Source organism: Salmonella sp. SAL04157, assembly GCF_046551635.1.
Taxonomy (GTDB): Bacteria; Pseudomonadota; Gammaproteobacteria; order Enterobacterales; family Enterobacteriaceae; genus Salmonella; species Salmonella enterica.
In genome coordinates this window covers 126,014-152,084 of the sequence record NZ_JBGDVS010000001.1, presented here as the reverse complement: position 1 = coordinate 152,084, position 26,071 = coordinate 126,014, and the positions used below count along the sequence as shown (strand labels likewise).

25 protein-coding genes, 2 tRNA genes and 1 pseudogene are annotated in these 26,071 nt (G+C 55.1%); 18 read left to right on the top strand and 10 right to left on the bottom strand.

Annotation, left to right across the window (positions count from 1 at the left end; all coding sequences use genetic code 11):
* Position 1: 1 nt before the first annotated feature.
* The 9 genes and pseudogenes from ACLJRE_RS00745 (at position 2) to hypF (ending at position 8,809) form a co-directional block, all read left to right on the top strand.
* Entirely contained in the window at positions 2-925 is a 924-nt protein-coding gene (locus ACLJRE_RS00745) for a respiratory chain complex I subunit 1 family protein (protein WP_000110563.1), read from the top strand.
* A gap of 17 nt (positions 926-942) precedes the next feature.
* Positions 943-2,652, top strand: a complete 1,710-nt coding sequence (gene hycE / locus ACLJRE_RS00740) for a formate hydrogenlyase subunit HycE (protein WP_001288155.1) — start codon at positions 943-945, stop codon at positions 2,650-2,652.
* A gap of 9 nt (positions 2,653-2,661) precedes the next feature.
* Positions 2,662-3,204 (top strand): formate hydrogenlyase subunit HycF, encoded by a 543-nt coding sequence (hycF, locus tag ACLJRE_RS00735; RefSeq protein ID WP_000493767.1) that lies wholly within the window; start codon positions 2,662-2,664, stop codon positions 3,202-3,204.
* On the top strand, positions 3,204-3,971 hold the full coding sequence (gene hycG / locus ACLJRE_RS00730; protein WP_000067419.1) for a formate hydrogenlyase subunit HycG: 768 nt from the start codon (positions 3,204-3,206) through the stop codon (positions 3,969-3,971). The genes hycF and hycG overlap by 1 nt, the downstream gene beginning before the upstream one ends.
* On the top strand, positions 3,968-4,378 hold the full coding sequence (locus ACLJRE_RS00725; RefSeq protein WP_000003725.1) for a formate hydrogenlyase maturation HycH family protein: 411 nt from the start codon (positions 3,968-3,970) through the stop codon (positions 4,376-4,378). The genes hycG and ACLJRE_RS00725 overlap by 4 nt, the downstream gene beginning before the upstream one ends.
* Positions 4,371-4,841: a hydrogenase maturation peptidase HycI gene (gene hycI, locus ACLJRE_RS00720; protein ID WP_000132984.1), complete on the top strand. Its 471-nt coding sequence runs from the start codon at positions 4,371-4,373 to the stop codon at positions 4,839-4,841. Before ACLJRE_RS00725 ends, hycI begins: the two co-directional genes overlap by 8 nt.
* 26 nt (positions 4,842-4,867) lie before the next feature.
* Positions 4,868-5,677, top strand: a pseudogene (locus ACLJRE_RS00715) (hypothetical protein).
* A 200-nt stretch (positions 5,678-5,877) separates the two neighbouring features.
* The gene (gene hydN / locus ACLJRE_RS00710) at positions 5,878-6,423 is read left to right on the top strand and encodes an electron transport protein HydN (protein ID WP_023212170.1); all 546 of its coding nucleotides are present in this window, start codon (positions 5,878-5,880) and stop codon (positions 6,421-6,423) included.
* A 145-nt stretch (positions 6,424-6,568) separates the two neighbouring features.
* On the top strand, positions 6,569-8,809 hold the full coding sequence (gene hypF, locus ACLJRE_RS00705; protein WP_023212169.1) for a carbamoyltransferase HypF: 2,241 nt from the start codon (positions 6,569-6,571) through the stop codon (positions 8,807-8,809).
* 96 nt (positions 8,810-8,905) lie between these two features.
* On the opposite strand, the gene norW is transcribed toward hypF, so the two are convergent.
* Both norW and norV read right to left on the bottom strand, forming a co-directional pair.
* The gene (gene norW / locus ACLJRE_RS00700; RefSeq protein WP_023212168.1) at positions 8,906-10,039 is read right to left on the bottom strand and encodes an NADH:flavorubredoxin reductase NorW; all 1,134 of its coding nucleotides are present in this window, start codon (positions 10,037-10,039) and stop codon (positions 8,906-8,908) included.
* Positions 10,036-11,475, bottom strand: coding sequence for an anaerobic nitric oxide reductase flavorubredoxin (gene norV, locus ACLJRE_RS00695; protein WP_023212167.1), 1,440 nt, complete (start codon positions 11,473-11,475; stop codon positions 10,036-10,038). Before norV ends, norW begins: the two co-directional genes overlap by 4 nt.
* A 185-nt stretch (positions 11,476-11,660) precedes the next feature.
* Between norV and norR the strand changes: the two genes are divergently transcribed.
* A complete protein-coding gene (gene norR, locus ACLJRE_RS00690; RefSeq protein ID WP_000010808.1) occupies positions 11,661-13,181 on the top strand; it encodes a nitric oxide reductase transcriptional regulator NorR in 1,521 nt (506 codons plus the stop codon).
* On the opposite strand, the gene gutQ is transcribed toward norR, so the two are convergent.
* The 7 genes from gutQ to srlA form a co-directional block, all read right to left on the bottom strand.
* Positions 13,178-14,143, bottom strand: a complete 966-nt coding sequence (gene gutQ, locus ACLJRE_RS00685; protein ID WP_001278204.1) for an arabinose-5-phosphate isomerase GutQ — start codon at positions 14,141-14,143, stop codon at positions 13,178-13,180. The two genes, norR and gutQ, sit on opposite strands and share 4 nt — an antisense overlap.
* Positions 14,136-14,909 (bottom strand): glucitol operon DNA-binding transcriptional repressor SrlR, encoded by a 774-nt coding sequence (gene srlR / locus ACLJRE_RS00680; RefSeq protein ID WP_000804536.1) that lies wholly within the window; start codon positions 14,907-14,909, stop codon positions 14,136-14,138. Before srlR ends, gutQ begins: the two co-directional genes overlap by 8 nt.
* 197 nt (positions 14,910-15,106) lie before the next feature.
* Positions 15,107-15,466, bottom strand: coding sequence for a transcriptional regulator GutM (gutM, locus tag ACLJRE_RS00675; RefSeq protein WP_000255198.1), 360 nt, complete (start codon positions 15,464-15,466; stop codon positions 15,107-15,109).
* Between the two features lie 76 nt (positions 15,467-15,542).
* Entirely contained in the window at positions 15,543-16,322 is a 780-nt protein-coding gene (srlD, locus tag ACLJRE_RS00670) for a sorbitol-6-phosphate dehydrogenase (RefSeq protein ID WP_001077372.1), read from the bottom strand.
* Positions 16,323-16,333: 11 nt separating this feature from the next.
* Positions 16,334-16,696, bottom strand: a complete 363-nt coding sequence (gene srlB / locus ACLJRE_RS00665) for a PTS glucitol/sorbitol transporter subunit IIA (protein ID WP_000111553.1) — start codon at positions 16,694-16,696, stop codon at positions 16,334-16,336.
* Between the two features lie 11 nt (positions 16,697-16,707).
* Positions 16,708-17,679, bottom strand: a complete 972-nt coding sequence (locus ACLJRE_RS00660) for a PTS glucitol/sorbitol transporter subunit IIB (protein WP_000199042.1) — start codon at positions 17,677-17,679, stop codon at positions 16,708-16,710.
* Positions 17,676-18,239 carry a PTS glucitol/sorbitol transporter subunit IIC gene (gene srlA, locus ACLJRE_RS00655; RefSeq protein WP_000573333.1) on the bottom strand — a complete coding sequence of 188 codons (564 nt, stop codon included), beginning with the start codon at positions 18,237-18,239 and terminating at the stop codon, positions 17,676-17,678. The genes ACLJRE_RS00660 and srlA overlap by 4 nt, the downstream gene beginning before the upstream one ends.
* 252 nt (positions 18,240-18,491) lie before the next feature.
* On the opposite strand from srlA, the gene mltB reads away from it, so the two are divergent.
* Positions 18,492-19,571, top strand: a complete 1,080-nt coding sequence (gene mltB / locus ACLJRE_RS00650) for a lytic murein transglycosylase B (RefSeq protein ID WP_000476811.1) — start codon at positions 18,492-18,494, stop codon at positions 19,569-19,571.
* A 37-nt stretch (positions 19,572-19,608) separates the two neighbouring features.
* On the opposite strand, the gene ACLJRE_RS00645 is transcribed toward mltB, so the two are convergent.
* A complete protein-coding gene (locus tag ACLJRE_RS00645) occupies positions 19,609-19,854 on the bottom strand; it encodes a hypothetical protein (RefSeq protein ID WP_000053775.1) in 246 nt (81 codons plus the stop codon).
* Positions 19,855-20,048: 194 nt separating this feature from the next.
* Between ACLJRE_RS00645 and pncC the strand changes: the two genes are divergently transcribed.
* The 7 genes from pncC (at position 20,049) to ACLJRE_RS00610 (ending at position 26,071) form a co-directional block, all read left to right on the top strand.
* Positions 20,049-20,546: a nicotinamide-nucleotide amidase gene (gene pncC, locus ACLJRE_RS00640; RefSeq protein ID WP_023136961.1), complete on the top strand. Its 498-nt coding sequence runs from the start codon at positions 20,049-20,051 to the stop codon at positions 20,544-20,546.
* Positions 20,547-20,630: 84 nt separating this feature from the next.
* Positions 20,631-21,692 carry a recombinase RecA gene (gene recA / locus ACLJRE_RS00635; protein ID WP_000963150.1) on the top strand — a complete coding sequence of 354 codons (1,062 nt, stop codon included), beginning with the start codon at positions 20,631-20,633 and terminating at the stop codon, positions 21,690-21,692.
* Positions 21,693-21,808: 116 nt separating this feature from the next.
* On the top strand, positions 21,809-22,309 hold the full coding sequence (recX, locus tag ACLJRE_RS00630; RefSeq protein WP_001294867.1) for a recombination regulator RecX: 501 nt from the start codon (positions 21,809-21,811) through the stop codon (positions 22,307-22,309).
* 235 nt (positions 22,310-22,544) lie between these two features.
* The gene (alaS, locus tag ACLJRE_RS00625) at positions 22,545-25,175 is read left to right on the top strand and encodes an alanine--tRNA ligase (protein WP_000047220.1); all 2,631 of its coding nucleotides are present in this window, start codon (positions 22,545-22,547) and stop codon (positions 25,173-25,175) included.
* A gap of 234 nt (positions 25,176-25,409) precedes the next feature.
* The gene (csrA, locus tag ACLJRE_RS00620; RefSeq protein WP_000906486.1) at positions 25,410-25,595 is read left to right on the top strand and encodes a carbon storage regulator CsrA; all 186 of its coding nucleotides are present in this window, start codon (positions 25,410-25,412) and stop codon (positions 25,593-25,595) included.
* A gap of 303 nt (positions 25,596-25,898) precedes the next feature.
* A tRNA-Ser gene (locus tag ACLJRE_RS00615) sits at positions 25,899-25,991 on the top strand.
* A 3-nt stretch (positions 25,992-25,994) separates the two neighbouring features.
* A tRNA-Arg gene (locus ACLJRE_RS00610) sits at positions 25,995-26,071 on the top strand.

The following is a 26,071-nucleotide window of genomic DNA, read 5'->3' as shown; positions in this document are numbered from 1 at the left end:
AATGAGTGTGTTTTATCCGTTAATTCAGGCGCTGGTGCTATTTGCCGTTGCGCCATTGCTGTCCGGTATTACTCGCGTGGCACGCGCCCGTCTACACAATCGCCGTGGGCCGGGCGTGTTGCAGGAGTACCGCGACATTATCAAACTGCTCGGTCGTCAGAGTATTGCGCCTGCGGATTCCGGCTGGGTTTTTCGCCTGACGCCGTTTGTGATGGTCGGCGTGATGCTGACTATCGCCACCGCGCTGCCGGTCGTCACCGTTGGATCTCCGTTGCCGCAACTGGGTGATTTAATCACCCTGATTTACCTGTTCGCCATCGCCCGTTTCTTCTTCTCTATTGCAGGCCTGGATACCGGCAGTCCGTTCACTGCGATCGGCGCCAGCCGTGAAGCGATGCTCGGCGTGCTGGTGGAGCCGATTCTGCTGCTGGGTCTGTGGGTCGCCGCGCAGGTGGCGGGTTCAACTCATATCAGCAATATCGCCGATACCATTTATCACTGGCCTGTCGCGCGCAGTATTCCGCTGATTCTGGCGCTGTGCGCCTGCGCCTTCGCCACTTTTATCGAAATGGGCAAGCTGCCGTTCGACCTGGCGGAAGCGGAGCAGGAGTTGCAGGAAGGGCCGTTGACCGAATACAGCGGTAGCGGCTTTGCGGTGCTGAAATGGGGCATCAGCCTTAAGCAACTGGTGGTGCTGCAAATGTTCGTCGGCGTGTTTCTGCCGTGGGGACAGATGGAAACCTTCAGCGCAGGCGGACTGTTGCTGGCGCTGGTGATTGCCGTCGTCAAGCTGATTGTCGGCGTACTGGTGATCGCCCTGTTTGAAAACAGCATGGCGCGACTGCGTTTTTGCGCCACTTCACGCGTGACCTGGGCCGGTTTTGGGTTTGCGTTTTTAGCCTTCGTCTCCTTGCTGGCGGCGTGATTTAAGAGAGTTTGAGCATGTCTGAAGAAAAATTAGGTCAACAATACCTTGCGGCGCTGCACCAGGCGTTTCCGGGCGTCGTGCTGGACGAAGCCTGGCAGACCAAAGATCAGCTGACTATTACAGTAAAAGTGAACTATCTGCCGGAAGTGGTGGAGTTTCTTTACTACCAGCAGGGTGGGTGGTTGTCGGTGCTGTTCGGTAATGACGAACGCCAGTTGTGCGGCCACTATGCCGTTTATTACGTGCTGTCGATGGAGCAGGGCACGAAGTGCTGGATTACCGTCCGCGTTGAAGTGGATGCCAATAAGCTGGAATTCCCATCCGTTACGCCGCGCGTGCCGGCTGCCGTGTGGGGTGAGCGCGAAGTACGCGACATGTACGGTTTAATCCCGGTCGGTCTGCCGGACGAGCGCCGTCTGGTGCTGCCGGACGACTGGCCGGATGAACTCTATCCGCTGCGTAAAGACAGCATGGATTATCGTCAGCGCCCGGCGCCGACCACCGATGCGGAAACCTACGAGTTCATTAACGAGCTGGGTGACAAGAAAAATAACGTGGTGCCGATTGGCCCGCTGCATGTCACCTCCGATGAACCGGGCCACTTCCGTCTGTTCGTCGATGGCGAAAACATTATCGACGCCGACTACCGCCTGTTCTACGTCCACCGTGGTATGGAAAAACTGGCGGAAACCCGCATGGGTTATAACGAAGTCACCTTCCTGTCGGATCGCGTGTGTGGTATCTGCGGCTTCGCCCACAGCACTGCCTACACCACTTCCGTGGAAAACGCGATGGGCATTCAGGTGCCGGAGCGTGCGCAGATGATCCGCGCCATTCTGCTGGAAGTGGAGCGTCTGCACTCGCACCTGCTGAACCTAGGCCTCGCCTGCCACTTTACCGGTTTTGACTCCGGCTTTATGCAGTTCTTCCGCGTGCGTGAAACCTCCATGAAAATGGCAGAGATCCTTACCGGCGCGCGCAAAACTTACGGACTGAACCTGATCGGCGGGATTCGCCGCGATCTGCTGAAAGAAGACATGATCCAGACCCGTCAACTGGCGCAGCAGATGCGTCGTGACGTGCAGGAGCTGGTGGACATGCTGCTGAGCACGCCGAATATGGAACAGCGTACCGTGGGTATCGGCCGTCTGGACCCGGAAATTGCCCGTGACTTCAGTAATGTCGGCCCGATGGTGCGCGCCAGCGGTCACGCCCGCGACACCCGCGCCGACCACCCGTTTGTGGGCTATGGCCTGCTGCCGATGGAAGTGCACAGCGAGCAGGGCTGCGATGTGATTTCTCGTCTGAAAGTCCGTATCAACGAAGTTTACACCTCGCTGAATATGATCGATTTCGGTCTGGATAATCTGCCGGGCGGCCCGCTGATGGTGGAAGGCTTTACCTATATTCCGCACCGTTTTGCGCTCGGCTTTGCCGAAGCGCCGCGTGGTGACGATATCCACTGGAGCATGACCGGCGACAACCAAAAGCTTTACCGCTGGCGCTGTCGTGCGGCGACCTACGCCAACTGGCCGACGCTGCGCTATATGCTGCGCGGCAACACCGTCTCCGATGCGCCGCTGATTATCGGCAGCCTCGACCCTTGCTACTCCTGTACCGACCGGATGACCGTGGTCGATGTACGTAAGAAGAAGAGCAAAGTCGTACCGTACAAAGAACTTGAGCGCTACAGCATTGAGCGTAAAAACTCGCCGCTGAAATAAGGAATCGCCATGTTTACCTTTATCAAAAAAGTTATCAAAACCGGCACGGCGACCTCGTCTTATCCGCTGGAGCCGATTGCGGTTGATAAAAACTTCCGCGGCAAGCCGGAACATAATCCGCAGCAGTGCATCGGTTGCGCCGCCTGCGTTAATGCCTGCCCGTCGAACGCGCTGACGGTGGAAACCGATCTCGCGACCAATGAGCTGGCGTGGCAGTTCAATCTTGGCCGCTGCATCTTCTGCGGTCGCTGCGAAGAAGTTTGCCCGACGGCGGCGATCAAACTGTCGCAAGAGTACGAACTGGCAGTGTGGAAGAAAGAAGATTTCCTGCAACAGTCCCGCTTCGCGCTGTGCAACTGTCGCGTGTGTAATCGTCCTTTCGCGGTACAGAAAGAGATTGACTACGCCATTGCGCTGCTTGCGCACAACGGCGACAGCCGCGCGGAAAACCACCGCGAAAGCTTTGAGACCTGCCCGGACTGTAAGCGTCAGAAATGCCTGGTGCCGTCCGACCGTATTGAACTGACTCGCCATATGAAAGAGGTCAGCTAATGAGCAATTTATTAGGCCCGCGTGACGCCAACGGCATTCCGGTACCGATGACGGTGGATGAATCCATCGCCAGCATGAAGGCGTCTTTACTGAAAAATATTAAGCGTTCGGCATACGTTTACCGCGTGGACTGCGGCGGCTGTAACGGCTGTGAAATCGAAATCTTTGCGACGCTTTCGCCGTTGTTTGATGCCGAGCGTTTCGGCATCAAAGTAGTACCGTCGCCGCGTCATGCCGATATTCTGCTGTTTACCGGCGCGGTGACCCGCGCCATGCGCTCTCCGGCGCTGCGCGCCTGGCAGTCGGCACCGGACCCGAAAATTTGTATCTCTTACGGCGCCTGCGGCAACAGCGGCGGCATCTTCCATGATCTGTACTGCGTCTGGGGCGGTACCGACAAAATCGTCCCGGTGGATGTGTATATTCCAGGCTGCCCGCCAACGCCTGCGGCGACGCTGTATGGCTTTGCGATGGCGCTTGGCCTGCTGGAGCAGAAAATCCACGCCCGCGCGCCGGGTGAGCTGGACGATCAGCCCGCAGAGATCCTGCATCCGGATATGGTGCAGCCGCTGCGCGTGAAGGTGGATCGCGCGGCGCGCCGGCTGGCGGGGTATCGCTATGGTCGTCAGATCGCCGATGATTACCTGACACAGTTGGGGCAGGGCGAGCAGCAAGTGGCGCGTTGGCTGGAAGCGGAAAACGATCCGCGTTTAACCGAAATTGTCACCCATCTTAATCATGTTGTTGAAGAGGCGCGTATCCGATGAGCGAACAGGTGGTGTTCAGTCAACTGAGCCGTAAGTTTATTGATGAGAACGATGCGACGCCTGCCGAGGCGCAGCAGGTTGTCTATTACAGCCTGGCGATTGGTCACCACCTGGGGGTTATCGATTGTCTGGAGGCCGCGCTCACCTGCCCATGGGATGAGTATCTGGCGTGGATCGCCACCCTGGAAGCCGGTAGCGATGCCCGGCGTAAAATGGAAGGCGTGCCGAAGTATGGCGAGATCGTCATCGATTTCAACCATGTGCAAATGCTGGCGCGCGCGTTTGATGAGGCGCGCGCCGCGCAGACCCCGCAGCAGCAAGAATGGAGCAAACTGATGCTCAGTATGCTGCATGACATTCATCAGGAAAGCGCCATCTACCTGATGGTGAGGAGGCTTCGTGACTGACGTTTTACTCTGTGTCGGCAACAGCATGATGGGCGACGACGGCGCAGGCCCGCTACTGGCGGAAATGTGCGCGGCGCAGCCGAAGGGTAATTGGGTGGTGATTGATGGCGGCAGCGCGCCGGAAAACGACATTGTGGCGATTCGCGAACTGCGCCCGCAGCGTCTATTGATTGTCGACGCCACCGACATGGGGCTTAATCCGGGCGAGATCCGCATTATCGATCCGGATGATATCGCCGAAATGTTTATGATGACCACCCACAATATGCCGCTCAACTACCTTATCGATCAGCTGAAAGAGGATGTCGGCGAGGTGATTTTTGTTGGTATCCAGCCGGATATCGTCGGGTTTTATTATCCGATGACTCAACCGATTAAGGACGCGGTAAACATCGTCTATCAGCGCCTGGAAGGCTGGCAGGGAAACGGCGGATTTGCCGCGCTGGAAGCGCCGGAGGCGTAAAATGCGCACATATTTAGGGAGAATTTGTGTTACACGGCAAAGGTTGTAAGAAGGACGTGAAGATTATCGTATGGAGCGGACTGCTATTTCTCTGCCTCGCCGCACGCGCACTGGCCACCGGTGTTGTCGGTTACCTGCCGATGAGCGACGGTGAATATGCGCAAAAGCGTGCGCTGAAGCCGCTGTTGACCCTGCCTTATTCTGTATCGCCCGACCAGACCTGGCATTTTCGCCAGGTCGGAGTCAGTGGCGTGACGCTACTGCCGGAGCCGAAAAAAGATAACGAATGGCGGATTAGCGGAAAAGACAGCGCCGGTAATTCGTGGGTTGTCCCGGTGGGAAGGCTGATTAATTTGGCGGGTAATGCGCAATTTTATCGCGCTGACCTCGATCGTAACGGCATTCAGGATCTGGTTATCTGGTTGGGCAATCCTGGGTTGGGCCTGGCGCCGAGCGCGCAATACATCATTTTCACCTTTCTCAAGAATGGCCGCCCCTGCGTCTTTGAACCGTGGGGGTTTTATACCGCCAGCGATACTGGCGTCGATGATTTGCTTGATTTACAGGGCAATGGGCGTACGTAACTGTTGGATATGCAGTTTGACTCAGGCTACTGGATAACCAATTTATATCAGGTGAAGGACGCCCGCTGGCAGCGCGTACACGGCTGGTTTGGCCGGTTGAGTTATCCGGCGCTGACCCGTTTTAATCACTATCCTGGCCGTAAATTAATTATCAAACCTATTGCCGGAAGGAATCCGCAAACGGACGATCTTTCCCTTACGCAGCGCTGTTTAATACGCGGTAACGTATTGCCAGGCGTTAATCAGGATTGATGCCAGTTGCGGTGCAGAGTTGGCTGGCTATCACTGTAAATCTTGACCACCACTGGCGACATTACGTGTCATCGACACTTGTGACGATGACACGTAAATGCTCACGAAAATAGAAATAATATTCTTAAATAACAATGAAATAAAAATTGGCACGATTCGTGTATATATCGGCACATCATCTGTTATTGCTGGAGAATTTGATGAACCGTTTCATCATTGCAGACGCGAGTAAGTGCATTGGTTGCCGTACCTGTGAAGTGGCTTGCGTCGTATCCCATCAGGAAAATCAGGATTGCGCATCGCTGACCCCTGAAACCTTTTTACCTCGTATCCATGTCATCAAAGGCGTGAACGTTTCCACGGCAACGCTGTGTCGCCAGTGTGAAGACGCGCCGTGCGCCAACGTTTGCCCGAATGGCGCCATCAGCCGTGACAAAGGCTTTGTTCATGTGATGCAGGAACGCTGCATTGGCTGTAAAACTTGCGTAGTGGCATGTCCTTACGGCGCCATGGACGTGGTGGTACGTCCGGTGGTTCGCAATAGCGGCGCGGGGCTGAACGTGCGTGCCGAAAAAGCCGAAGCCAACAAGTGCGATCTATGTCACCACCGTGAAGCCGGTCCGGCCTGTATTGCCGCTTGCCCAACGCACGCCCTTATCTGCGTTGACCGCAATAAGCTCGAACAGCTAAGCGCGGAAAAACGCCGTCGTGCGGCGCTGGATTCAACGGCATCGCTGCTTTTCTGATTTCTGCGATTGCGCGTAGAATACGCCACAAAGCATTGCCGGATGGCGGCATCAATGCCTTCTCCGGTCTACGGTCCGTGCGGTTGTAGGCCTGATAAGCGTCGCGCCATCAGGCATCCGGGTTCGATGATGGCGGGAAAATAAGATGGCGATAGACACACCTTCCGGCGTACAGCTACGCATTCGGGGCAAAGTACAGGGCGTCGGTTTTCGTCCTTTTGTCTGGCAGCTGGCGCAGCAGTTGCGATTACACGGCGACGTGTGTAATGACGGCGACGGCGTCGTCGTTCGGCTGCTGGAAGAGCCGTCGCAATTTATTGCCGCGCTCTATCAGGATTGCCCGCCGCTGGCGCGCATTGACAGCGTTGAACACGCGTCGTTGATATGGGAGCGCGCACCGACGGATTTCGCTATTCGTCAGAGCGCAGGCGGTTCGATGAACACGCAAATCGTGCCGGATGCGGCGACCTGCCCGGCATGTCTTGCCGAGATGAATACCCCTGGCGAGCGGCGCTACCGTTATCCTTTCATCAATTGCACCCACTGCGGACCACGCTTCACCATTATTCGCGCTATGCCCTATGACCGGCCATTTACGGTGATGGCGGCGTTTCCCTTGTGTCCGGAATGCGACAGCGAATACCGCGATCCGTACGATCGCCGTTTTCATGCCCAGCCCGTTGCCTGTCCGTCATGCGGGCCGCATCTTGAGTGGCGGAGCCAACATGAACGAGCGGAAAAAGAGGCGGCTTTGCAGGCGGCGGTCGCCCAACTGAACGCCGGGGGCATTATTGCCGTTAAAGGGCTGGGTGGTTTTCATCTGGCCTGCGATGCGCGCAACGATAACGCAGTGGCGATGCTGCGGGCGCGTAAACATCGCCCGGCGAAACCATTGGCGGTGATGTTGCCCACGGCGCAAACGCTGCCGAGCGCGGCGCGTTCGCTGCTGACCACGCCAGCGGCCCCGATTGTACTGGTGGATAAGCAGTATGTACCTTCGCTGAGTGAGGGCATCGCGCCAGGACTTACGGAGGTGGGTGTGATGCTGCCAGCCAACCCATTGCAACACCTCTTGTTGCAGGCGCTCAATTACCCGCTGGTGATGACATCCGGCAACCTGAGCGGCAGACCGCCCGCCATCACCAACGAACAGGCGCTGGACGATTTACACGATATTGCCGATGGTTTTTTGTTGCACAATCGCGACATTGTTCAGCGCATGGACGACTCTGTCGTGCGCGACAGCGGCGAAATGCTGCGTCGTTCGCGGGGATACGTGCCGGACGCGATTGCGTTGCCGCCCGGATTTCGCGATGTGCCGCCGATACTTTGTCTGGGCGCGGATCTGAAAAACACGTTCTGTCTGGTACGCGGCGAACAGGCGGTTGTCAGCCAACATTTGGGCGATCTCAGCGATGACGGTATCCAGGCGCAGTGGCGCGAGGCATTGCGTTTGATCCAGTCAATCTACGATTTTACCCCAGAGCGTATCGTCTGTGATGCGCATCCGGGCTATGTTTCCAGTCAGTGGGCCAGTGAGATGCGTCTGCCGACAGAGACGGTGTTACACCATCATGCCCATGCGGCGGCTTGCCTGGCCGAGCATGGTTGGCCGCTGGACGGCGGAGAGGTGATTGCCCTGACGGTAGACGGTATCGGCATGGGTGAGAATGGCGCGCTATGGGGCGGAGAATGTTTGCGGGTCAATTATCGCGAATGCGAACATTTAGGTGGTTTACCCGCCGTGGCGCTGCCGGGAGGCGATCTGGCTGCCAAACAGCCGTGGCGTAATCTGTTAGCGCAGTGCCTGCGCTTTGTGCCGGACTGGCTGGATTATCCGGAGACAGCGGGGCTGCAACAGCAAAACTGGAGTGTCCTGGCGCGTGCCATTGAGCGCGGCGTCAATGCCCCGTTGGCCTCTTCCTGCGGGAGGTTGTTTGACGCGGTGGCTGCCGCGCTTCGCTGCGCGCCAGCATCGCTTAGCTATGAGGGCGAGGCCGCCTGCGCGCTGGAGGCGCTGGCCTCTCAATGCGCTAACGTTGAGCATCCGGTAACGATGCCGCTTAACGGCGCTCAACTGGACGTCGCTGTTTTCTGGCGGCAATGGTTGAACTGGCAGGCCACGCCCGCGCAACGCGCCTGGGCTTTTCATGATGCGCTGGCGTGCGGGTTTGCCACGCTAATGCGCCAGCAGGCTACGGCGCGGGGGATAACCACTCTGGTCTTCAGCGGCGGGGTGATACACAACCGCTTACTTCGCGCGCGTCTTGCCTTTTATCTTTCTGATTTTAAATTGTTATTTCCGCAGCGGTTACCGGCGGGCGACGGCGGACTGTCGTTTGGACAGGGTGTGATTGCCGCAGCGCGAGCGTTAAGGGAAGTGTAGGGCGCCGGATGGCGGCTGCGCCTTATTCGGCCTGTAAATAGATGCTCACTCGTAGGCCGGATAAGACGCGAAGCGGCGCCATCCGGCATCACAGGCTTATACGGACAACGTTTTCAGTAGTGCAAAGGCCTCTTTCATGCGGTCTTCACTCACCACAAAGGCGCGTAGTTGGCCTTCTCCACTCATGCCTTTGGCAATCATACCGTCAGATTCTGCGGTAATCTGCCAGCTTAAATCGCGGCGCTGAGTTTCTCCCGCCAGATGCAGCGGCAGTTCCGGCGTTTTGACTTTGACCAGCATCGCCGGTAGCTTCAGCGGCGCGTTGCCGCCAAACAGATTTTTCGCCAGGTACATCGCGCTTAACTGGATCGGTTGCAGGAAGGGCAGCACCTGACCGTTGATTTCCGCGCAATCGCCGATCGCATAAATATCCGGGTGACTGGTCTGTAGATAGCTATCCACGCAGACGCCGCGGTTGACGGCTACCCCGGCGCGGCGCGCCAGGGCGGTTTCCGGGCGTAAGCCGGTGGCGGCAATCACCGTATCGACCTCAATACTATGCTGGCTTACCAGCGTAGCGCGGATACCGGCTTCGGTTTTCTCCAGTTTTTGCAACTGCGATTTCAGCAGCAGATGCACCCCCATATCGGTCAGGTGATGCTGTAAGCGACTGCTCACTTCCGGTGGCATCAGTGAGGCGAGAAGGCTGGCGGCGTTATCCATCAGCGTTACCGTTTTCCCGGCGCGGCAGAAATCCATTGCTAATTCACTACCAATGAGACCGCCGCCGACAATCAGCACTCGCTGCGCGTCGCGCAGTTGTGTCTCACAGGCGCGGTACTCCTGCTGGCTATTCAAAGTAAGCATTAACTCACGTCCTGCAATCGGCGGTACAAAGGCTGTCGCCCCGGTCGCCAGTACCAGCTTGTCGTACTGCCACTGCTTATCCTGACTTTTCACCACATGGGCATCGGCATCAATGTCAGCAACCCAGGTATGCGGGAACAGTCGCAGATTAAACTGTTCAGCAAATTCCCCCGCTAACTGGCGGGTGAGATCATCGGCGCGCTGCGACTGGCTGATAACGTGGCTGAGATCGGGCTTGTTATACTCATCCATACTGTCCGCCGCAATCAGGGTTAACGGCACATGCGCATCTTGTTTACGGATATTTTTGACGAGCTGGCGGGCGGCGAAGCCCGACCCAATAATGATGATCCCCCGACTCATTTTGCCTCCGTCGCCAGTACGTCGAACACGTCTTTACCTAATGAACATTCCGGGCACAGGAAGTTATCCGGCACGTCGCTCCACGGCGTACCCGGCGCGACATCCTGCAACGGCTCGCCCTGCGCAGGGTCGTAAATCCACTGGCATACGCTGCATTGCATTTTAGGGCCGAGGTCTGCGGCGGCGCAGGTTGTGATTTCTTCGGCTGGCGCGGTTTTCTGTGTGGTTTCCGGCAGCGGAGCAAGCGCCCACTGACGGGCGATGTCGCGACCATGCTGACGGCACAACTCCAGCGCATCCAGATCCGGACGCCATTTCGCTTTCAGACTCAGGGACATTTCAAAACCGGCATCCTGTAAGCGCGTGGACAGTCGATCCACCGCGCCGCCGCTCCAGCCATGAGAACCGAAGGCGCTGGCGCGTTTGTTGCGAAAGCGCAGGCCGGTCATCTCTTCCACCAGACCAGCGATTTTCGGCATCATCACGTTGTTCATGGTAGAAGTGCCGACCAGCACGCCTTTCGAACGGAAGACATTGGTCAGTATTTCATTTTTATCGCTGCGGGCGACGTTAAAGATTTTGACCGCCACGTTCGGGTCCACTTCATTGATACCCTGCGCGATGGCATCCGCCATCATGCGAGTATTGTTCGACATGGTATCGTAGAAAATAGTGATACGATCTTCCTGATAATCTGCCGCCCATTTCAGATACAGTTCCACGATTTGCGTTGGGTTGTCGCGCCATACCACGCCGTGTGATGTGGCAATCATATCCACCGGCAGGTTGAAGCCGAGGATTTCGGTAATTTTTGGCGTTACCAGACGGCTGAACGGCGTCAGGATATTGGCGTAGTAGCGCTGGCATTGTTCAAACAGTTCGGTTTGGTCCACTTCATCATTGAACAGACGCTCGTCGCAGTAGTGCTGACCAAAGGCGTCGTTGCTGAATAACACCGCGTCGCCGGTCATATAGGTCATCATGCTGTCCGGCCAGTGCAGCATCGGCGTTTCCACGAAGATCAACTGCTTGCCGTTGCCGATATCCAGCGTATCGCCGGTTTTCACCACCTTAAAATTCCATTCCGGGTGATGGTGATGGCCGTTGATAGAATCAATGGCGTTGGCGGTACAGTAGATAGGCGTGTCCGGGATCTGCGCCATCAGTTCGGTCAGCGCGCCTGCATGGTCTTCTTCGGCATGGTTAATGATGATGTAGTCGATATCCACGAGGTCGATTTCACTGCGCAGGTTTTGCACAAACTCACGGCTAAACTTATGATCGACGGTATCGATCAGCACATTCTTTTCTTCACGAATGAGATAGCTGTTATAGCTGCTGCCGCGCAGAGTTTTGTATTCAGTGCCGTGAAAATCACGTACTTCCCAGTCGCGTTGGCCAACCCAATGAATATTATTTTTAACCAGAATAGACATAACCACCTCAATTCATTCAACGTTTGCAAAAAGTTGTTTTGCTTATTGCAGGTAGTGTGCCAACCTTTCATCTGATTGATTTATATGAAATTATAATAATTTTGTATTTTTGATATAGTCAAAAAGACTATAAATGATGCTGTCAATATGACACTATAGGTTGTCAAAATGACAATGAGGTAACCATGAGTTTTTCCGTGGAGGTATTGGCGGGCATCGCCATTGAGTTACAACGCGGCATTGGGCATCAGGATCGTTTTCAGCGGTTGATTACTACGCTGCGTCAGGTGCTGGCGTGCGACGCCTCGGCGCTGCTGCGCTATGAATCACGACAATTTATTCCACTGGCGATTGATGGCCTGGCGCAGGACGTCCTCGGCAGACGTTTTACCCTGGAAGGGCATCCGCGCCTGGAAGCCATCGCCCGCGCGGGGGACGTGGTGCGTTTTCCGGCTGATAGCGATTTGCCCGATCCGTATGACGGGTTAATTCCCGGACAGGAAAGCCTGAAAGTCCACGCCTGTGTTGGTCTGCCGCTGTTTGCCGGACAGAACCTCATCGGTGCGCTGACCCTTGATGCTATGACGCCGGAGCAGTTCGAGGTATTTAGCGATGAAGAACTACGGCTTGTCGCCGCGCTGGCCGCCGGGGCATTGAGTAATGCGCTGTTAATTGAACAACTGGAAAGCCAGAACATGTTGCCGGGGTCGTCAGGCGTGTTTGAACCGATAAAAGAGACGCACATGATCGGCCTGTCGCCGGCGATGACGCAGTTGAAAAAAGAGATCGAGATTGTGGCGGGCTCCGATCTTAACGTGCTGATCGGCGGTGAAACGGGGACCGGTAAAGAGCTGGTGGCGAAAGCTATTCACCAGGGCTCCCCCAGAGCGGTCAATCCGCTGGTCTATCTCAACTGCGCCGCGCTGCCGGAAAGCGTGGCGGAGAGCGAGTTGTTTGGTCATGTAAAAGGGGCTTTTACCGGGGCTATCAGTAATCGTAGCGGTAAGTTCGAAATGGCGGATAACGGTACGCTGTTTCTGGATGAGATTGGCGAACTGTCGCTGGCGCTACAGGCCAAGCTGCTTCGCGTGTTGCAGTATGGCGATATTCAGCGCGTCGGCGACGATCGTAGCCTGCGCGTGGATGTGCGGGTGTTGGCGGCGACCAACCGTGACCTGCGTGAAGAGGTGCTGGCGGGGCGTTTTCGCGCCGATCTGTTCCATCGCCTGAGCGTTTTTCCGCTCTTTGTGCCGCCGCTGCGCGAGCGTGGCGATGATGTGGTGCTGCTGGCGGGCTATTTTTGCGAGCAGTGCCGACTGCGGCTGGGGCTGTCCCGCGTGGTGCTGAGTCCCGACGCGCGCCGCCATTTGCTCAACTATGGCTGGCCGGGCAACGTCCGGGAGCTGGAACATGCCATTCACCGTGCGGTTGTGCTGGCGAGAGCGACTCGGGCAGGGGATGAGGTGATACTGGAGGCGCAGCATTTTGCCTTGTCAGAGGACGTTTTACCCGCGCCGCCTGCGGAAAGCTTTCTGGCGCTGCCAACCTGCCGCAATTTGCGCGAATCGACGGAGAACTTCCAGCGAGAGATGATTCGCCAGGCGCTGGCGCAAAATAATCATAACTGGGCGGCCAGCGCGCGGGCGCTGGAAACCGACGTCGCCAACCTGCATCGGCTGGCGAAGCGTCTGGGACTGAAGGATTAGATAATCCCTGCCTGGTAGAAATCCTGCAGGTTAATGGCGCCGGTGAGTTTGCCGTTTTCATCGACCACTGGCGCGGCGGTAATTTTGCGTTTCATCAGGATCTCTTTGGCGTCAATGGCGCGGCTTTGCGCCTGGAGCGTAATACCGTTGGGCGTCATGGCTTCGCTTACCGGCGTGGTGAGCGCGCCGCCGCCCACCAGCCAGCGACGCAGGTCGCCGTCGGTAAAGACGCCTTTCACAACATGTTGCTCATCGCAAACCGCCACCAGCCCCAGCCCGGTACGGCTAAGTTCCAGCATGGCATCCATCACGCTGGTGGCAAGCATCACCTGCGGTATTGCATCGCCCTGGCGCATCAGGTGATGCACATTATTGAGCAAACGCGCGCCCAGTGCGCCAGCCGGATGCGAACGGGCGAAATCTTCTTCGTTAAAACCTCGCGCCTGCATGACCGCCATCGCCAGCGCATCGCCCATCATTAGCGTATTGACGGTACTGGACGTCGGCGCCAGATGCATCGGACAGGCTTCACGCTCGACGGAAATATCCAGAACGGCTTTTGCCGCTCGCCCCAGCGGAGAGTGAGGTTTACCGGTCATCGCCAGCAGCGCGACGGATTTATCTTCCAGACGCGGGATGATGAGGTCGAGTTCTTTTGCGCCGCCGGAATAGGAGATAAATAACATCACGTCGCGGCTTTCAATCATCCCCAGATCGCCATGCAGTGCTTCCGCCGGATGAACAAAAAAAGCGGGAGTACCGGTACTGGCAAGCGTCGCGGCGATTTTTTTACCAATATGACCTGATTTACCAATACCGGAAACGATCACTTTGCCTTCACAGTGAATAATGATATTGGCGGCGCGGACAAAATCATCGCCCAGACGCTCCGGCAGACGGCTGGCTTCTTGTAGCTCCAGCATTAAGGTCTGACGGCCCGCGTTTAGTAGTGCATCACTCATTGCTTTCTCCGGTTATGATTACTTCAATCCCTTTTGCTTCCAGCGCCTGACGAAATGCCGGATCGATCCCCGCGTCCGTGATCAGTTTGTCGACGGTTTCCAGACTGCACACCACATTGGGGCTTTTACGACCAAATTTTGAGGAGTCCGCCATCAGAATCACCTCGCGTGCTGCATTGCACATTGCGTTACTGACGGTGTAAACCTCATTGAACGTGGTCACACCGACGTTCAGGTCAATACCGTCAGTTCCCATGAAAAGTTTATCAAAGCTGAATTGCTCAAAGGCGTTTTCCGCCAGTTGACCGTGAAACGACGCCGATTTTTTACGGAAGGTGCCGCCGGGCATCAGGATAGTTTGTTCGTTGTCCAGTTCCGATAGCGCGTTGACAATATGGAGGCTGTTGGTCATCACCGTGATGTTGCTAAAACGCGAAAGCAACGGCACCATCTGTAACACGGTACTTCCGGCGTCCAGAATAATGGAATCGCCATCATGGATATATTTCACAGCGGCTGCGGCTATCAGCGCTTTTTTGTGGGTGTTGATAAGCGTTTTGTGATCAATAGGCGGATCGGACTCTTCTTTATTCAACACCACGCCGCCATAGGTGCGGATGACGGTTCCGGCATTTTCCAGAATGACCAGATCTTTACGGATAGTGGTGCCTGTCGTGTCAAAGTACTGGGCCAGTTCTTCAACCGAGCATTTTCCCTGTTTTTGCAGGTGCTCCAGAATCGCGGCCTGACGCTGACGAGGTTTCATAGGCGTGATTACCCTGACTTATGTATTTACCCGTCATACTTCACGCTGCATGTGCGTTGGCTTTCCTCGCTCACCCCGGTCACGTACTGATGTACGCTCCTGGGATTCACTGCGTCGCCGCCTTCCTGCAACTCGAATTATTTAGGGTATTGGTTGCAAAATGATAATTTCGCAAGCTATACGCATTCACAACGAAATTACCCATGTTTCAGTTTAAGCGCCAATGATAGTGCATTCTGCGCGAGCGAATCATGGGGAAAGATCACATCAGGCTGTAATTCATGCAAATGTTTTCCTTGCATTGCGGCAATTTTAACCGGTCTGGCGAATACCGTAAGGCCTTTCATCAATAAAGTGTCCGTCACCCGCTGCTGTTCGTCCAGCGCCACGGCAACCACCACCCGGGGCTTAAAACGCCCGCCGGAGCGCCCGACGCCGACCCGCCCCTGTTGGCTAAGTTTATCGAAAGCCCGATTAAAGCGGGAAATCTGCCAGCCGCCCAGCGCCAGTTGCGCACACCAGGCGATAACGGCGACGGTAATCAGAGTGGAAACCATAATGTGCTCCTGTTGTTTTGCCTGATGGCGGCGTAACCGTCTTATCCGGCCTACGGCGCCATCCGGCAATTCACGGTCAGAACATCACTTGACCGCCGGTTACGTTGATCGACTGCCCGGTGCAATAAGACGCTTTCGGGCTGGCATAAAATAGCAGCATGTTCAGCACATCCTGATAATCACACCCGCGTTTGAGCGGTACCTTATCAATGTAATACTGCTCCACCTCGTCGGGCTTAATGCCCAGTTTAGTAGCGTATTGCGGCAGCAGTGACTGGAACATTGGCGATTTCAACAGGTTGCCGAGCATCAACGAGTGTACGGTAATGCCGTATTCCGCCAGATCCAGCGCCAGAGACTGGGTTAACCCCACGCCGCCGAATTTCGCCGCGCTGTAGCCGGAGTTGTGTTTACTGCCCACTTTGCCGGATTTAGAGTTAATCTGAATAATGCGCCCCTGAATGCCGTCGCGGATCATCAGGCGGGAAAACTCACGGGCGCAGAGGAAATAGCCCACCAGATTCACCTGTAGCGAGCGGTCAAAATCGCCCAACTGGAAATCGCTGATAAACGCCGCTTTGGCGATACCCGCGCTGTAAACCAGCAGATCGACGCGCCCGAAAATCTCGTCTACGCCGCGGGACAGCGCCAGCACGCTCTGCTCGCTGGTAGCGTCAGCGCCAAAACCGTACGCCATACCTTCGCCAAAATCGGCGTTAATTTCCTGGGCGACATTCGCGGCTTTATCGCTTTGAATATCAACGACCGCCACGCGGTATCCTTCTTCTGCAAGCCCACGGCAAAGGAATGCCCCCAGGGTCTGGCCTCCGCCAATGACAACGGCAACTTGATTCATGTTTTTTCTCCTTAAGCGACAAACGTCAAAATACAGCCCGGCGCGATATCGTCCGGTACAGGCCCCGCAACGTGTACGGTGCCGGGAAATTCCGCTTCGCGCAGACCATCGAAGCGCAAAGTGATATGCCCCAGTTCACGCAGGTTTTGCTCGGCTACGCTGCCGACCGCCGTGACCGGATAGCAATGTTGGCCCAATTCACACCGCGCGCCAGGCTGCAGCGCGCCGGTCAGTTCGCCATGACAATGGATGAAGCAAAATTCTTCGATATCCGCCGGCGCGCCTTCCCGAAACGTAATCAGCATCTGTTCGCCGAGCGCCTCCTTCGCGCTCTGGCCGATACGGGTGATGGTGGTTTGATAAATCACGCTCATGTCTGAACCTCTTATTGATAGATAAAGCCGGAAACAAACCAGGCGATAAGTACCGTGGGCGCGCCAGTCAGGAAGCGTCCGACCAGCACGGAAGGTACGCCGACGCGAACGGTGTCTTGTTTCGCTTCTGCCAGCGACAGGCCGACCGGGATAAAGTCGCAGGCCGCCTGCGCGTTAATCGCGAACAGGGCGGGAAGCGCCAGATGCGGGGGGATATTGCCCAGGCCTATCTGAACGCCGATCAGGACGCCAATGACCTGAGCGATAACCGCGCCAGGGCCGAGAAAGGGCGACAGCAGCGGGAAAGAGCAGATCAATGCCAGCGTCACCAGCCCCAGTGGATGGCTGGCTAATGGCGCCAGACCGTGGGCGATCCAGTCGCCAAGACCTGAGGCCATAATGATGCCGATCAGCGCCGAAACGAACGCCATAAACGGCAGGATTGTTTTCAGGACCGTATCAATGGTGTCGCGACCGGACTGGAACAGTACCGCCACGGCGGAGCCCATTCCCATACCAACTTTTGCCAGCAGCCCGTCGCTCTGCTCGGTGATTTTTTTGCTGGTGTCGTAGTCACGTCCTAATGTCGTTTTGGCAGGCTGGGGACTGTCAGGCGTTTCGCCGACAAGAGTAATGTTTTCTTCTTTTACGCCGGAGACATAAATATCCTCAACAATATACTGCGCCAGTGGGCCGGACTTACCCGTCGAGTGAATATTAATGGTTGGAATCCGGCGTTTCGGATAGATACCGCAGCGCAGCGTACCGCCGCAGTCGATAATGGCCGCGCCGATTTCCGCTTCCGGCGGTTCGCCTTCTTTAAAGCCGTCCACCGCTTGCCAGCCTGTTAGTTGCGCCAGTTTGTCGACGATCGCCGGGCGCGTACCGGCTGTGATATAGACGATCTTTTTGCCTGGCGTAACGTCCAGTTCAAGCGGGCCGCCCCAGCCGCCGGCGCCTTTCTCAATACGAACCCGTGTCATGATACCGCTCCTGTCAGATGAACTTTCTGCTCAAGTTGAATCCCCATTTTTTTCTCAAAAATAGCGGTGGTGAGATCGGTTACCCAACCGCGGAAGAAGTTCGTCACCAGACCTACCAGCAGATAGCTCACTGCGAGCGGGCCGAGAGGAAGCCCTAACGTGGTGAGTCCGCTGGCGATACCCAGATAAACAAACAGTTCGCCGGGATTGATATGCGGAAACAGACCGTTCATGGAGTGACAGCTATAGGAGGCCGCCGCGTAATAGCTCGGCTTGTACTTCTCCGGCATAAAGCGTCCCAGACTCAGGGTCATCGGATTACAAAAAACAAATGTCCCGATACACGGTAAAAGCAGGTAACGAGATAGCGGATTTCCGGCGCAACGTTGGGCAAAACGCTCAATACGCTGCTGGCCGATAAAATTGATGAGCGCATTCATGATAACCAGCAGGCTTATCAGTAGCGGAAGAATACCTGTCACCATACCGGTAAACACCTCTCCGCCTTTCTGGAATAACCCGATGAACCACTCCGCACCATGTGTAATGGTTTCGATCATTGTTCTCTCCTGTAGGGTTTTTAGTTTTCTTGCTAATTTCCTATTCATTTTAATCATGTTGAAAGATTCAAAAGTGTTATTGTGATCTCAAAATAAAAGAAAAATATTTTAAGTTGAAAGTTTGTGGGGTAGGGGAGCAGATACAAACTGAAAAGAGGAGAAAGGTGATTTATTCTCTTGTGCCGCTTCCTTGTGCGGCGGGGGATGCTTTACCATACTTCTTCCTGGCTGAATTTGTTTAATGGATGTCTCATGTTCAAGCGTCGTTATGTAGCGTTACTTCCACTTTGCGTATTGCTTGCTGCCTGTAGCAGCAAGCCAAAATCTTCCGAGACTCAAGCGACGACGGGCACGCCTTCCGGCGGCTTCCTGCTTGAGCCGCAGCATAACGTCATGCAAATGGGCGGCGACTTCGCCAACAACCCTAATGCGCAGCAGTTCATTGATAAAATGGTCAGTAAACACGGTTTCGACCGTCAGCAGCTGCAGGAGATCCTCTCGCAGTCTAAAAGACTGGATTACGTCCTGCGTCTGATGGACAGACAAGCGCCGACCACTCAGCCGCCCGCTGGACCAAATGGCGCCTGGTTGCGCTACCGCAAACAATTTATTACGCCGGATAACGTGCAAAACGGCGTCGCGTTCTGGAATCAGTATGAAGACGCGCTGAACCGCGCCTGGCAGGTATACGGCGTACCGCCGGAAATCATCGTGGGGATTATCGGCGTGGAAACCCGCTGGGGACGTATCATGGGGAAAACGCGGATTCTGGACGCGCTGGCGACGCTGTCATTTAACTATCCGCGTCGGGCGGAATATTTCTCCGGCGAGCTGGAAACCTTCCTGCTCATGGCGCGCGATGAGCAAGACGATCCGCTCAATCTGAAAGGTTCCTTTGCGGGCGCGATGGGCTACGGCCAGTTTATGCCGTCTTCCTATAAAGAATATGCGGTCGATTTCAATGGCGACAATCACATCAACCTTTGGGACCCGGTTGATGCCATCGGCAGCGTGGCGAACTACTTCAAGGCGCATGGTTGGGTGAAAGGCGATACGGTTGCGGTGCCGGCGAATGGTCAGGCGCCTGGGCTGGCGAATGGTTTCAAAACAAAATATAGCCTCTCTCAGCTTGCCGCCGCAGGCTTAACGCCGCAGCAATCGTTGGGCAATCATCAGGAAGCCAGCCTGCTGCGTCTGGATATCGGTACGGGCTACCAGTACTGGTACGGCCTGCCGAACTTCTACACCATTACCCGATATAACCACAGCACGCATTATGCGATGGCGGTTTGGCAACTGGGCCAGGCGGTAGCGCTGGCGCGGGTGCGCTAATTTACGCTTAGGGAGGGGAGCACCCCCTCCGCTATTATTATGGCTTTTTGGGCTGATTCTCTGCCTGCAAGTGGGATATCTTCTTTGATAGTGCCAGACTATATCCCAGACATCCCAGGCCTAAGATAATTTGACCGCCATCATACGGTTCAAAATAGCCTGACGACAATATATTCAGTACTCCCATGACAAGTGAACAGACGCCGCCAATTGTGGCCCACAGCCGTAGTTGGGTGGTTTGTTTTAGTTTGTGCTGTGTGCTTTCCGTTTTTTTGAGTGACATCCTTGCTTTCTCTCCGTGCGTGTAAATTTAGCAACATGGTACTGCTATTTAGTCATGTGCTACCTCTTTCATTCTGCATAAATAACCTGCTGGCATTTTTTCGGAATCCGACTCGTAAAATCGACTGCTCGTCCCCATCTCTGGTGAGAAAGTGCTATCTTGTGCGGCAGGATTTCTAACTGACAGAGGTCATGATGACTGACAGTGAACTGATGCGGCTTAGCGAGCAGGTTGGGCTGGCGTTAAAAGCGCGCAGGGCGACCGTAACGACAGCAGAGTCCTGTACCGGCGGCTGGCTGGCGAAAGCCATTACCGACATCGCCGGAAGCTCCGCCTGGTTTGAACGCGGCTTTGTCACCTATAGTAATGAAGCCAAAGCGCAGATGATTGGCGTGCGTGAAGAGACTCTGGCGCAGCATGGCGCGGTCAGCGAACCCGTAGTGGTCGAAATGGCGATCGGGGCGTTGAAGGCCGCTCGCGCCGATTTTGCTGTCGCTATTAGCGGAATTGCCGGGCCGGATGGCGGCAGTGAAGAAAAGCCGGTTGGTACGGTGTGGTTTGCTTTCGCCAGCGTCAGTGGAGAAGGGATTACGCGTCGGGAATGCTTCAGCGGCGACCGTGAATCGGTGCGTCGACAGGCGACGACGTACGCGCTACAAACCCTGTGGCAACAATTTCTACAAAACACTTGATACTGTATGAGCATACAGTATAATTGCTTCAACAGTACGAATTCACTATCCGGTTCAATACCAAGTTGCATGACAGGAGTAATAATGGCTATCGACGAAAACAAACAGAAAGCGTTGGCGGCAGCACTGGGCCAAATTGAAAAGCAATTTGGTAAAGGCTCCATCATGCGTCTGGGTGAAGACCGTTCTATGGATGTGGAAACTATCTCCACCGGTTCGCTTTCACTGGACATCGCACTCGGTGCGGGCGGTCTGCCGATGGGGCGTATCGTCGAAATTTACGGGCCGGAATCTTCCGGTAAAACGACCCTGACGCTGCAGGTGATTGCCGCTGCGCAGCGTGAAGGTAAAACCTGTGCGTTTATCGATGCGGAACACGCGCTTGACCCTGTTTACGCACGCAAGCTGGGCGTCGATATCGATAACCTGCTCTGCTCTCAGCCGGATACCGGCGAGCAGGCGCTGGAAATCTGTGACGCGCTGGCGCGTTCAGGCGCGGTGGACGTCATTGTGGTCGACTCCGTAGCGGCGCTAACGCCGAAAGCGGAAATCGAAGGCGAAATTGGCGACTCTCACATGGGCCTCGCGGCGCGTATGATGAGCCAGGCGATGCGTAAGCTGGCGGGGAACCTGAAACAGTCCAACACGCTGTTGATTTTCATCAACCAGATCCGTATGAAGATTGGCGTGATGTTCGGCAACCCGGAAACCACCACCGGCGGTAACGCGCTGAAATTCTACGCTTCTGTTCGTCTTGATATCCGTCGTATTGGCGCGGTGAAAGAGGGCGATAATGTCGTGGGTAGCGAAACGCGTGTGAAAGTGGTGAAAAACAAAATCGCCGCGCCGTTTAAGCAGGCCGAGTTCCAGATCCTCTACGGCGAAGGCATCAACTTCTATGGCGAACTGGTTGACCTGGGCGTGAAAGAGAAGTTGATCGAGAAAGCGGGCGCATGGTACAGCTACAACGGCGAGAAGATTGGCCAGGGCAAAGCGAACGCGACTACCTGGCTGAAAGAGAACCCGGCGACAGCGAAAGAGATCGAGAAAAGGGTTCGTGAATTACTGTTGAGTAATCAGAATGCCACGCCCGATTTCGCCGTTGACGATAGCGAAGGCGTTGCAGAAACCAACGAAGATTTTTAAGCATCAGGTGATGGTGGGTCGGACAAAACGAAGCCGCCATTCAGCAAAACGTTAAATTACCATCAAGGGCTGCATTTATGCGGCCCTTTTGGCATTTCTCCCTGTTAAGGTTTTTTATGAGTGAACCCACATCGCGCCGTCCCGCTTATGCTCGTCTCCTTGATCGTGCGGTACGTATTCTTGCTGTCCGCGATCACAGCGAGCAGGAATTACGGCGTAAACTCTCCGCGCCGGTGATGGGCAAAAATGGGCCGGAAGAGATTGATGCGACGGCAGACGATTATGAACGCGTGATCGCCTGGTGCCACGAACATCGCTATCTTGATGACGAGCGCTTCGTGATGCGCTTTATCGCCAGTCGTAGCCGCAAAGGCTATGGCCCGGCGCGTATTCGCCAGGAGTTGAATCAGAAAGGCATTTCCCGTGAATCGACTGAAAAAGCAATGCGAGAATGTGAAATTGACTGGAGTGAAATGGCACGTGAACAGGCCATTCGCAAATATGGCGAGCCGCTCCCTTCAAACTTTTCAGAAAAGGTTAAGGTACAGCGCTTTTTGCTCTATCGCGGGTATCTGATGGACGATATCCAGCAAATATGGCGAAATTTTGCAGATTGAGCGCATACGGGATTTTACTTCCCGGTAAAGAAAACTTATCTTATTCCCACTTTTTCCGTCTGGACGCGGGTTGCTTAACGGCGAACAGCGTCTGCGACGAATATTCCTTAAATACACAAAATCATTCAAGCCGCATCAAAGCGGCAAGTGAGCCTCGGGAACGCGTGACCGGGAAACTCGCAGCCAACGCAGAGGCGGCCTGAAGGATGAAGTGTAGCTTGATTTCAGGATAATTATGAGCAAGAGCACCGCTGAGATCCGTCAGGCGTTTCTCGACTTTTTCCATAGTAAAGGGCATCAGGTAGTTGCCAGCAGTTCCCTGGTGCCTAACAATGACCCCACTCTGTTGTTTACCAATGCCGGGATGAACCAGTTCAAGGATGTTTTCCTTGGGCTCGATAAACGTAATTATTCCCGTGCAACCACTTCCCAGCGTTGCGTACGCGCGGGGGGTAAACACAACGATCTGGAAAACGTCGGATACACTGCACGTCACCATACTTTCTTCGAAATGCTGGGCAACTTCAGCTTCGGCGATTACTTCAAACACGACGCCATTCAGTTCGCATGGGAATTACTGACCGGTGAAAACTGGTTTGCTCTGCCAAAAGAGCGTTTATGGGTCACCGTCTATGAAACCGACGACGAAGCCTATGAGATCTGGGAAAAAGAAGTCGGCATCCCGCGCGAGCGTATCATCCGTATCGGCGACAATAAAGGCGCGCCATACGCATCGGATAACTTCTGGCAGATGGGTGATACCGGTCCCTGCGGTCCGTGCACCGAAATCTTCTACGATCATGGCGACCACATCTGGGGCGGCCCTCCGGGAAGCCCGGAAGAAGACGGCGATCGCTATATTGAGATCTGGAACATCGTCTTTATGCAGTTCAACCGTCAGGCTGACGGGACTATGGAACCATTGCCGAAACCGTCTGTAGATACCGGTATGGGGCTGGAGCGTATTGCCGCGGTACTGCAACACGTTAACTCTAACTATGATATCGACCTGTTCCGCACGTTGATTGAAGCGGTAGCGAAAGTCACCGGCGCCACCGATCTGGGTAATAAATCGCTGCGCGTTATCGCCGACCACATCCGTTCCTGCGCATTCCTGGTTGCCGATGGCGTGCTGCCGTCGAATGAAAACCGTGGCTATGTGCTGCGTCGCATTATTCGTCGCGCGGTTCGTCACGGCAACATGCTGGGCGCGAAAGAGACCTTCTTCTACAAGCTGGTTGGGCCGCTGATTGAGGTAATGGGCTCCGCAGGCGAAGAGTTGAAACGTCAGCAGGCGCAGGTCGAGCAGGTTCTGAAAACGGAAGAAGAGCAGTTCGCCCGTACGCTGGAGCGCGGTCTGGCGCTGCTGGATGAAGAACTGGCGAAATTGCAGGGCGACACCCTGGACGGCGAAACCGCTTTCCGTCTGTATGATACTTATGGTTTCCCGGTCGATCTAACGGCGGACGTCTGCCGTGAGCGCAACATCAAAGTCGACGAAGCCGGTTTTGAAGCCGCTATGGAAGAGCAACGCCGTCGTGCGCGCGAAGCTAGCGGTTTTGGCGCGGACTACAACGCGATGATCCGCGTTGATAGCGCTTCTGAATTTAAAGGTTATGACCATCTGGAACTGAACGGCAAAGTGACTGCGCTGTTTGTCGATGGTAAAGCGGTTGAAGCGATTAACGCGGGACAGGAAGCTGTTGTCGTGCTGGATCAGACCCCATTCTATGCGGAATCAGGCGGTCAGGTTGGCGATAAAGGCGAGCTGAAAGGCGCTGGATTTACTTTCGCTGTGGACGACACGCAAAAATATGGTCAGGCGATTGGTCATATCGGCAAATTGTCTGCGGGCGCTCTGAAAGTGGGCGATGCGGTACAGGCTGATGTAGATGAAGCGCGCCGCGCACGTATCCGTCTGAACCACTCCGCCACGCACCTGATGCACGCGGCGTTGCGCCAGGTGCTTGGGACACACGTTGCGCAGAAAGGTTCGCTGGTTAGCGATAAAGTGCTGCGCTTCGACTTCTCGCACAATGAAGCGATGAAGCCGTCGGAGATTCGTCAGGTTGAAGATTTGGTGAATGCGCAAATTCGCCGCAACCTGCCGATTGAAACGAACATCATGGATCTCGACGCGGCGAAGGCGAAAGGGGCCATGGCGCTGTTTGGCGAGAAATATGACGAACGTGTACGCGTTCTGAGCATGGGCGATTTCTCTACCGAACTGTGCGGCGGTACTCACGCCAGTCGTACCGGTGATATCGGTCTATTCCGTATTATCTCTGAGTCCGGCACCGCAGCGGGCATTCGTCGTATTGAGGCGGTAACCGGTGAAGGCGCTATGGCCACCGTTCACGCGCAAAGCGATCGCTTAAACGATATTGCGCATCTGCTGAAGGGCGACAGCCAGAATCTGGGCGACAAAGTGCGTGCCGTGCTGGAACGTACACGTCAGCTGGAAAAAGAGTTGCAGCAGTTGAAGGACCAGGCCGCAGCGCAGGAGAGTGCAAATCTTTCCAGTAAAGCGGTCGATCTCAACGGCGTGAAGCTCCTGGTCAGCGAGCTTGCTGGTATTGAGCCGAAAATGCTGCGAACCATGGTTGATGATCTGAAAAATCAACTGGGGTCTACCGTTATCGTACTGGCAACGGTTGTTGAAGGTAAGGTTTCTCTGATTGCGGGCGTGTCGAAGGATGTGACCGACCGGGTTAAAGCAGGGGAATTGATTGGTATGGTCGCTCAGCAGGTGGGCGGTAAGGGTGGCGGTCGTCCGGACATGGCGCAAGCCGGTGGTACGGATGCGGCAGCTCTGCCTGCAGCGTTAGCCAGTGTACAAGGCTGGGTCAGCGCAAAATTGCAATAATTATAAGCGTTCGTTGGCGCCGCAGCCCGTGCTGCGGCGTTTACGTCAACGCTATCGACAACGATAAAGTCAGGTTGAAGTTTTGTATATCGGCTAAACTTAGGTTTAACAGAATGTAATGCCATGACTGCTTACACCTAAGGTGTTTGTCATCGCTTACTTTTTGGCGTTATATGATGGATAATGCCGGGATACAGAGAGACCCGACTCTTTTAATCTTTCAAGGAGCAAAGAATGCTGATTCTGACTCGTCGAGTTGGTGAGACCCTCATGATTGGCGATGAGGTCACCGTGACAGTTTTAGGGGTGAAGGGCAACCAGGTGCGTATTGGCGTGAACGCCCCGAAAGAAGTTTCTGTCCATCGTGAAGAGATCTACCAGCGTATCCAGGCTGAAAAATCCCAGCAGTCCAGTTACTAAGGTTTTCGCGTCTCACTTTTCGGGTGAGACGCAGCCTCTCTTCTCGCTCGCCCTCGTTGTCCCTTCATGACTTTTTTCAACCCCACTGTTGATATGGTGCGCTTTTGGCGGCCAGCGTGTCATCAAATTATCTGTTGATAAAACACTCTTTTTGGCTTTTTTACAGACTAATTGAGCGTGAAGTGTGCAAACGATAAAAGCTCTGGAAAAATTGTTTGACTTATAAGTCCCAGAAAGTAATATGTGCGCCACGCAGCGACGATGAGCAGAACAAGTTCTTCGAAGCACTCGTAAGAGGCGTGTGGTGAGGTGGCCGAGAGGCTGAAGGCGCTCCCCTGCTAAGGGAGTATGCGGTCAAAAGCTGCATCCGGGGTTCGAATCCCCGCCTCACCGCCATTTGCATCCGTAGCTCAGCTGGATAGAGTACTCGGCTACGAACCGAGCGGTCGGAGGTTCGAATCCTCCCGGATGCACCA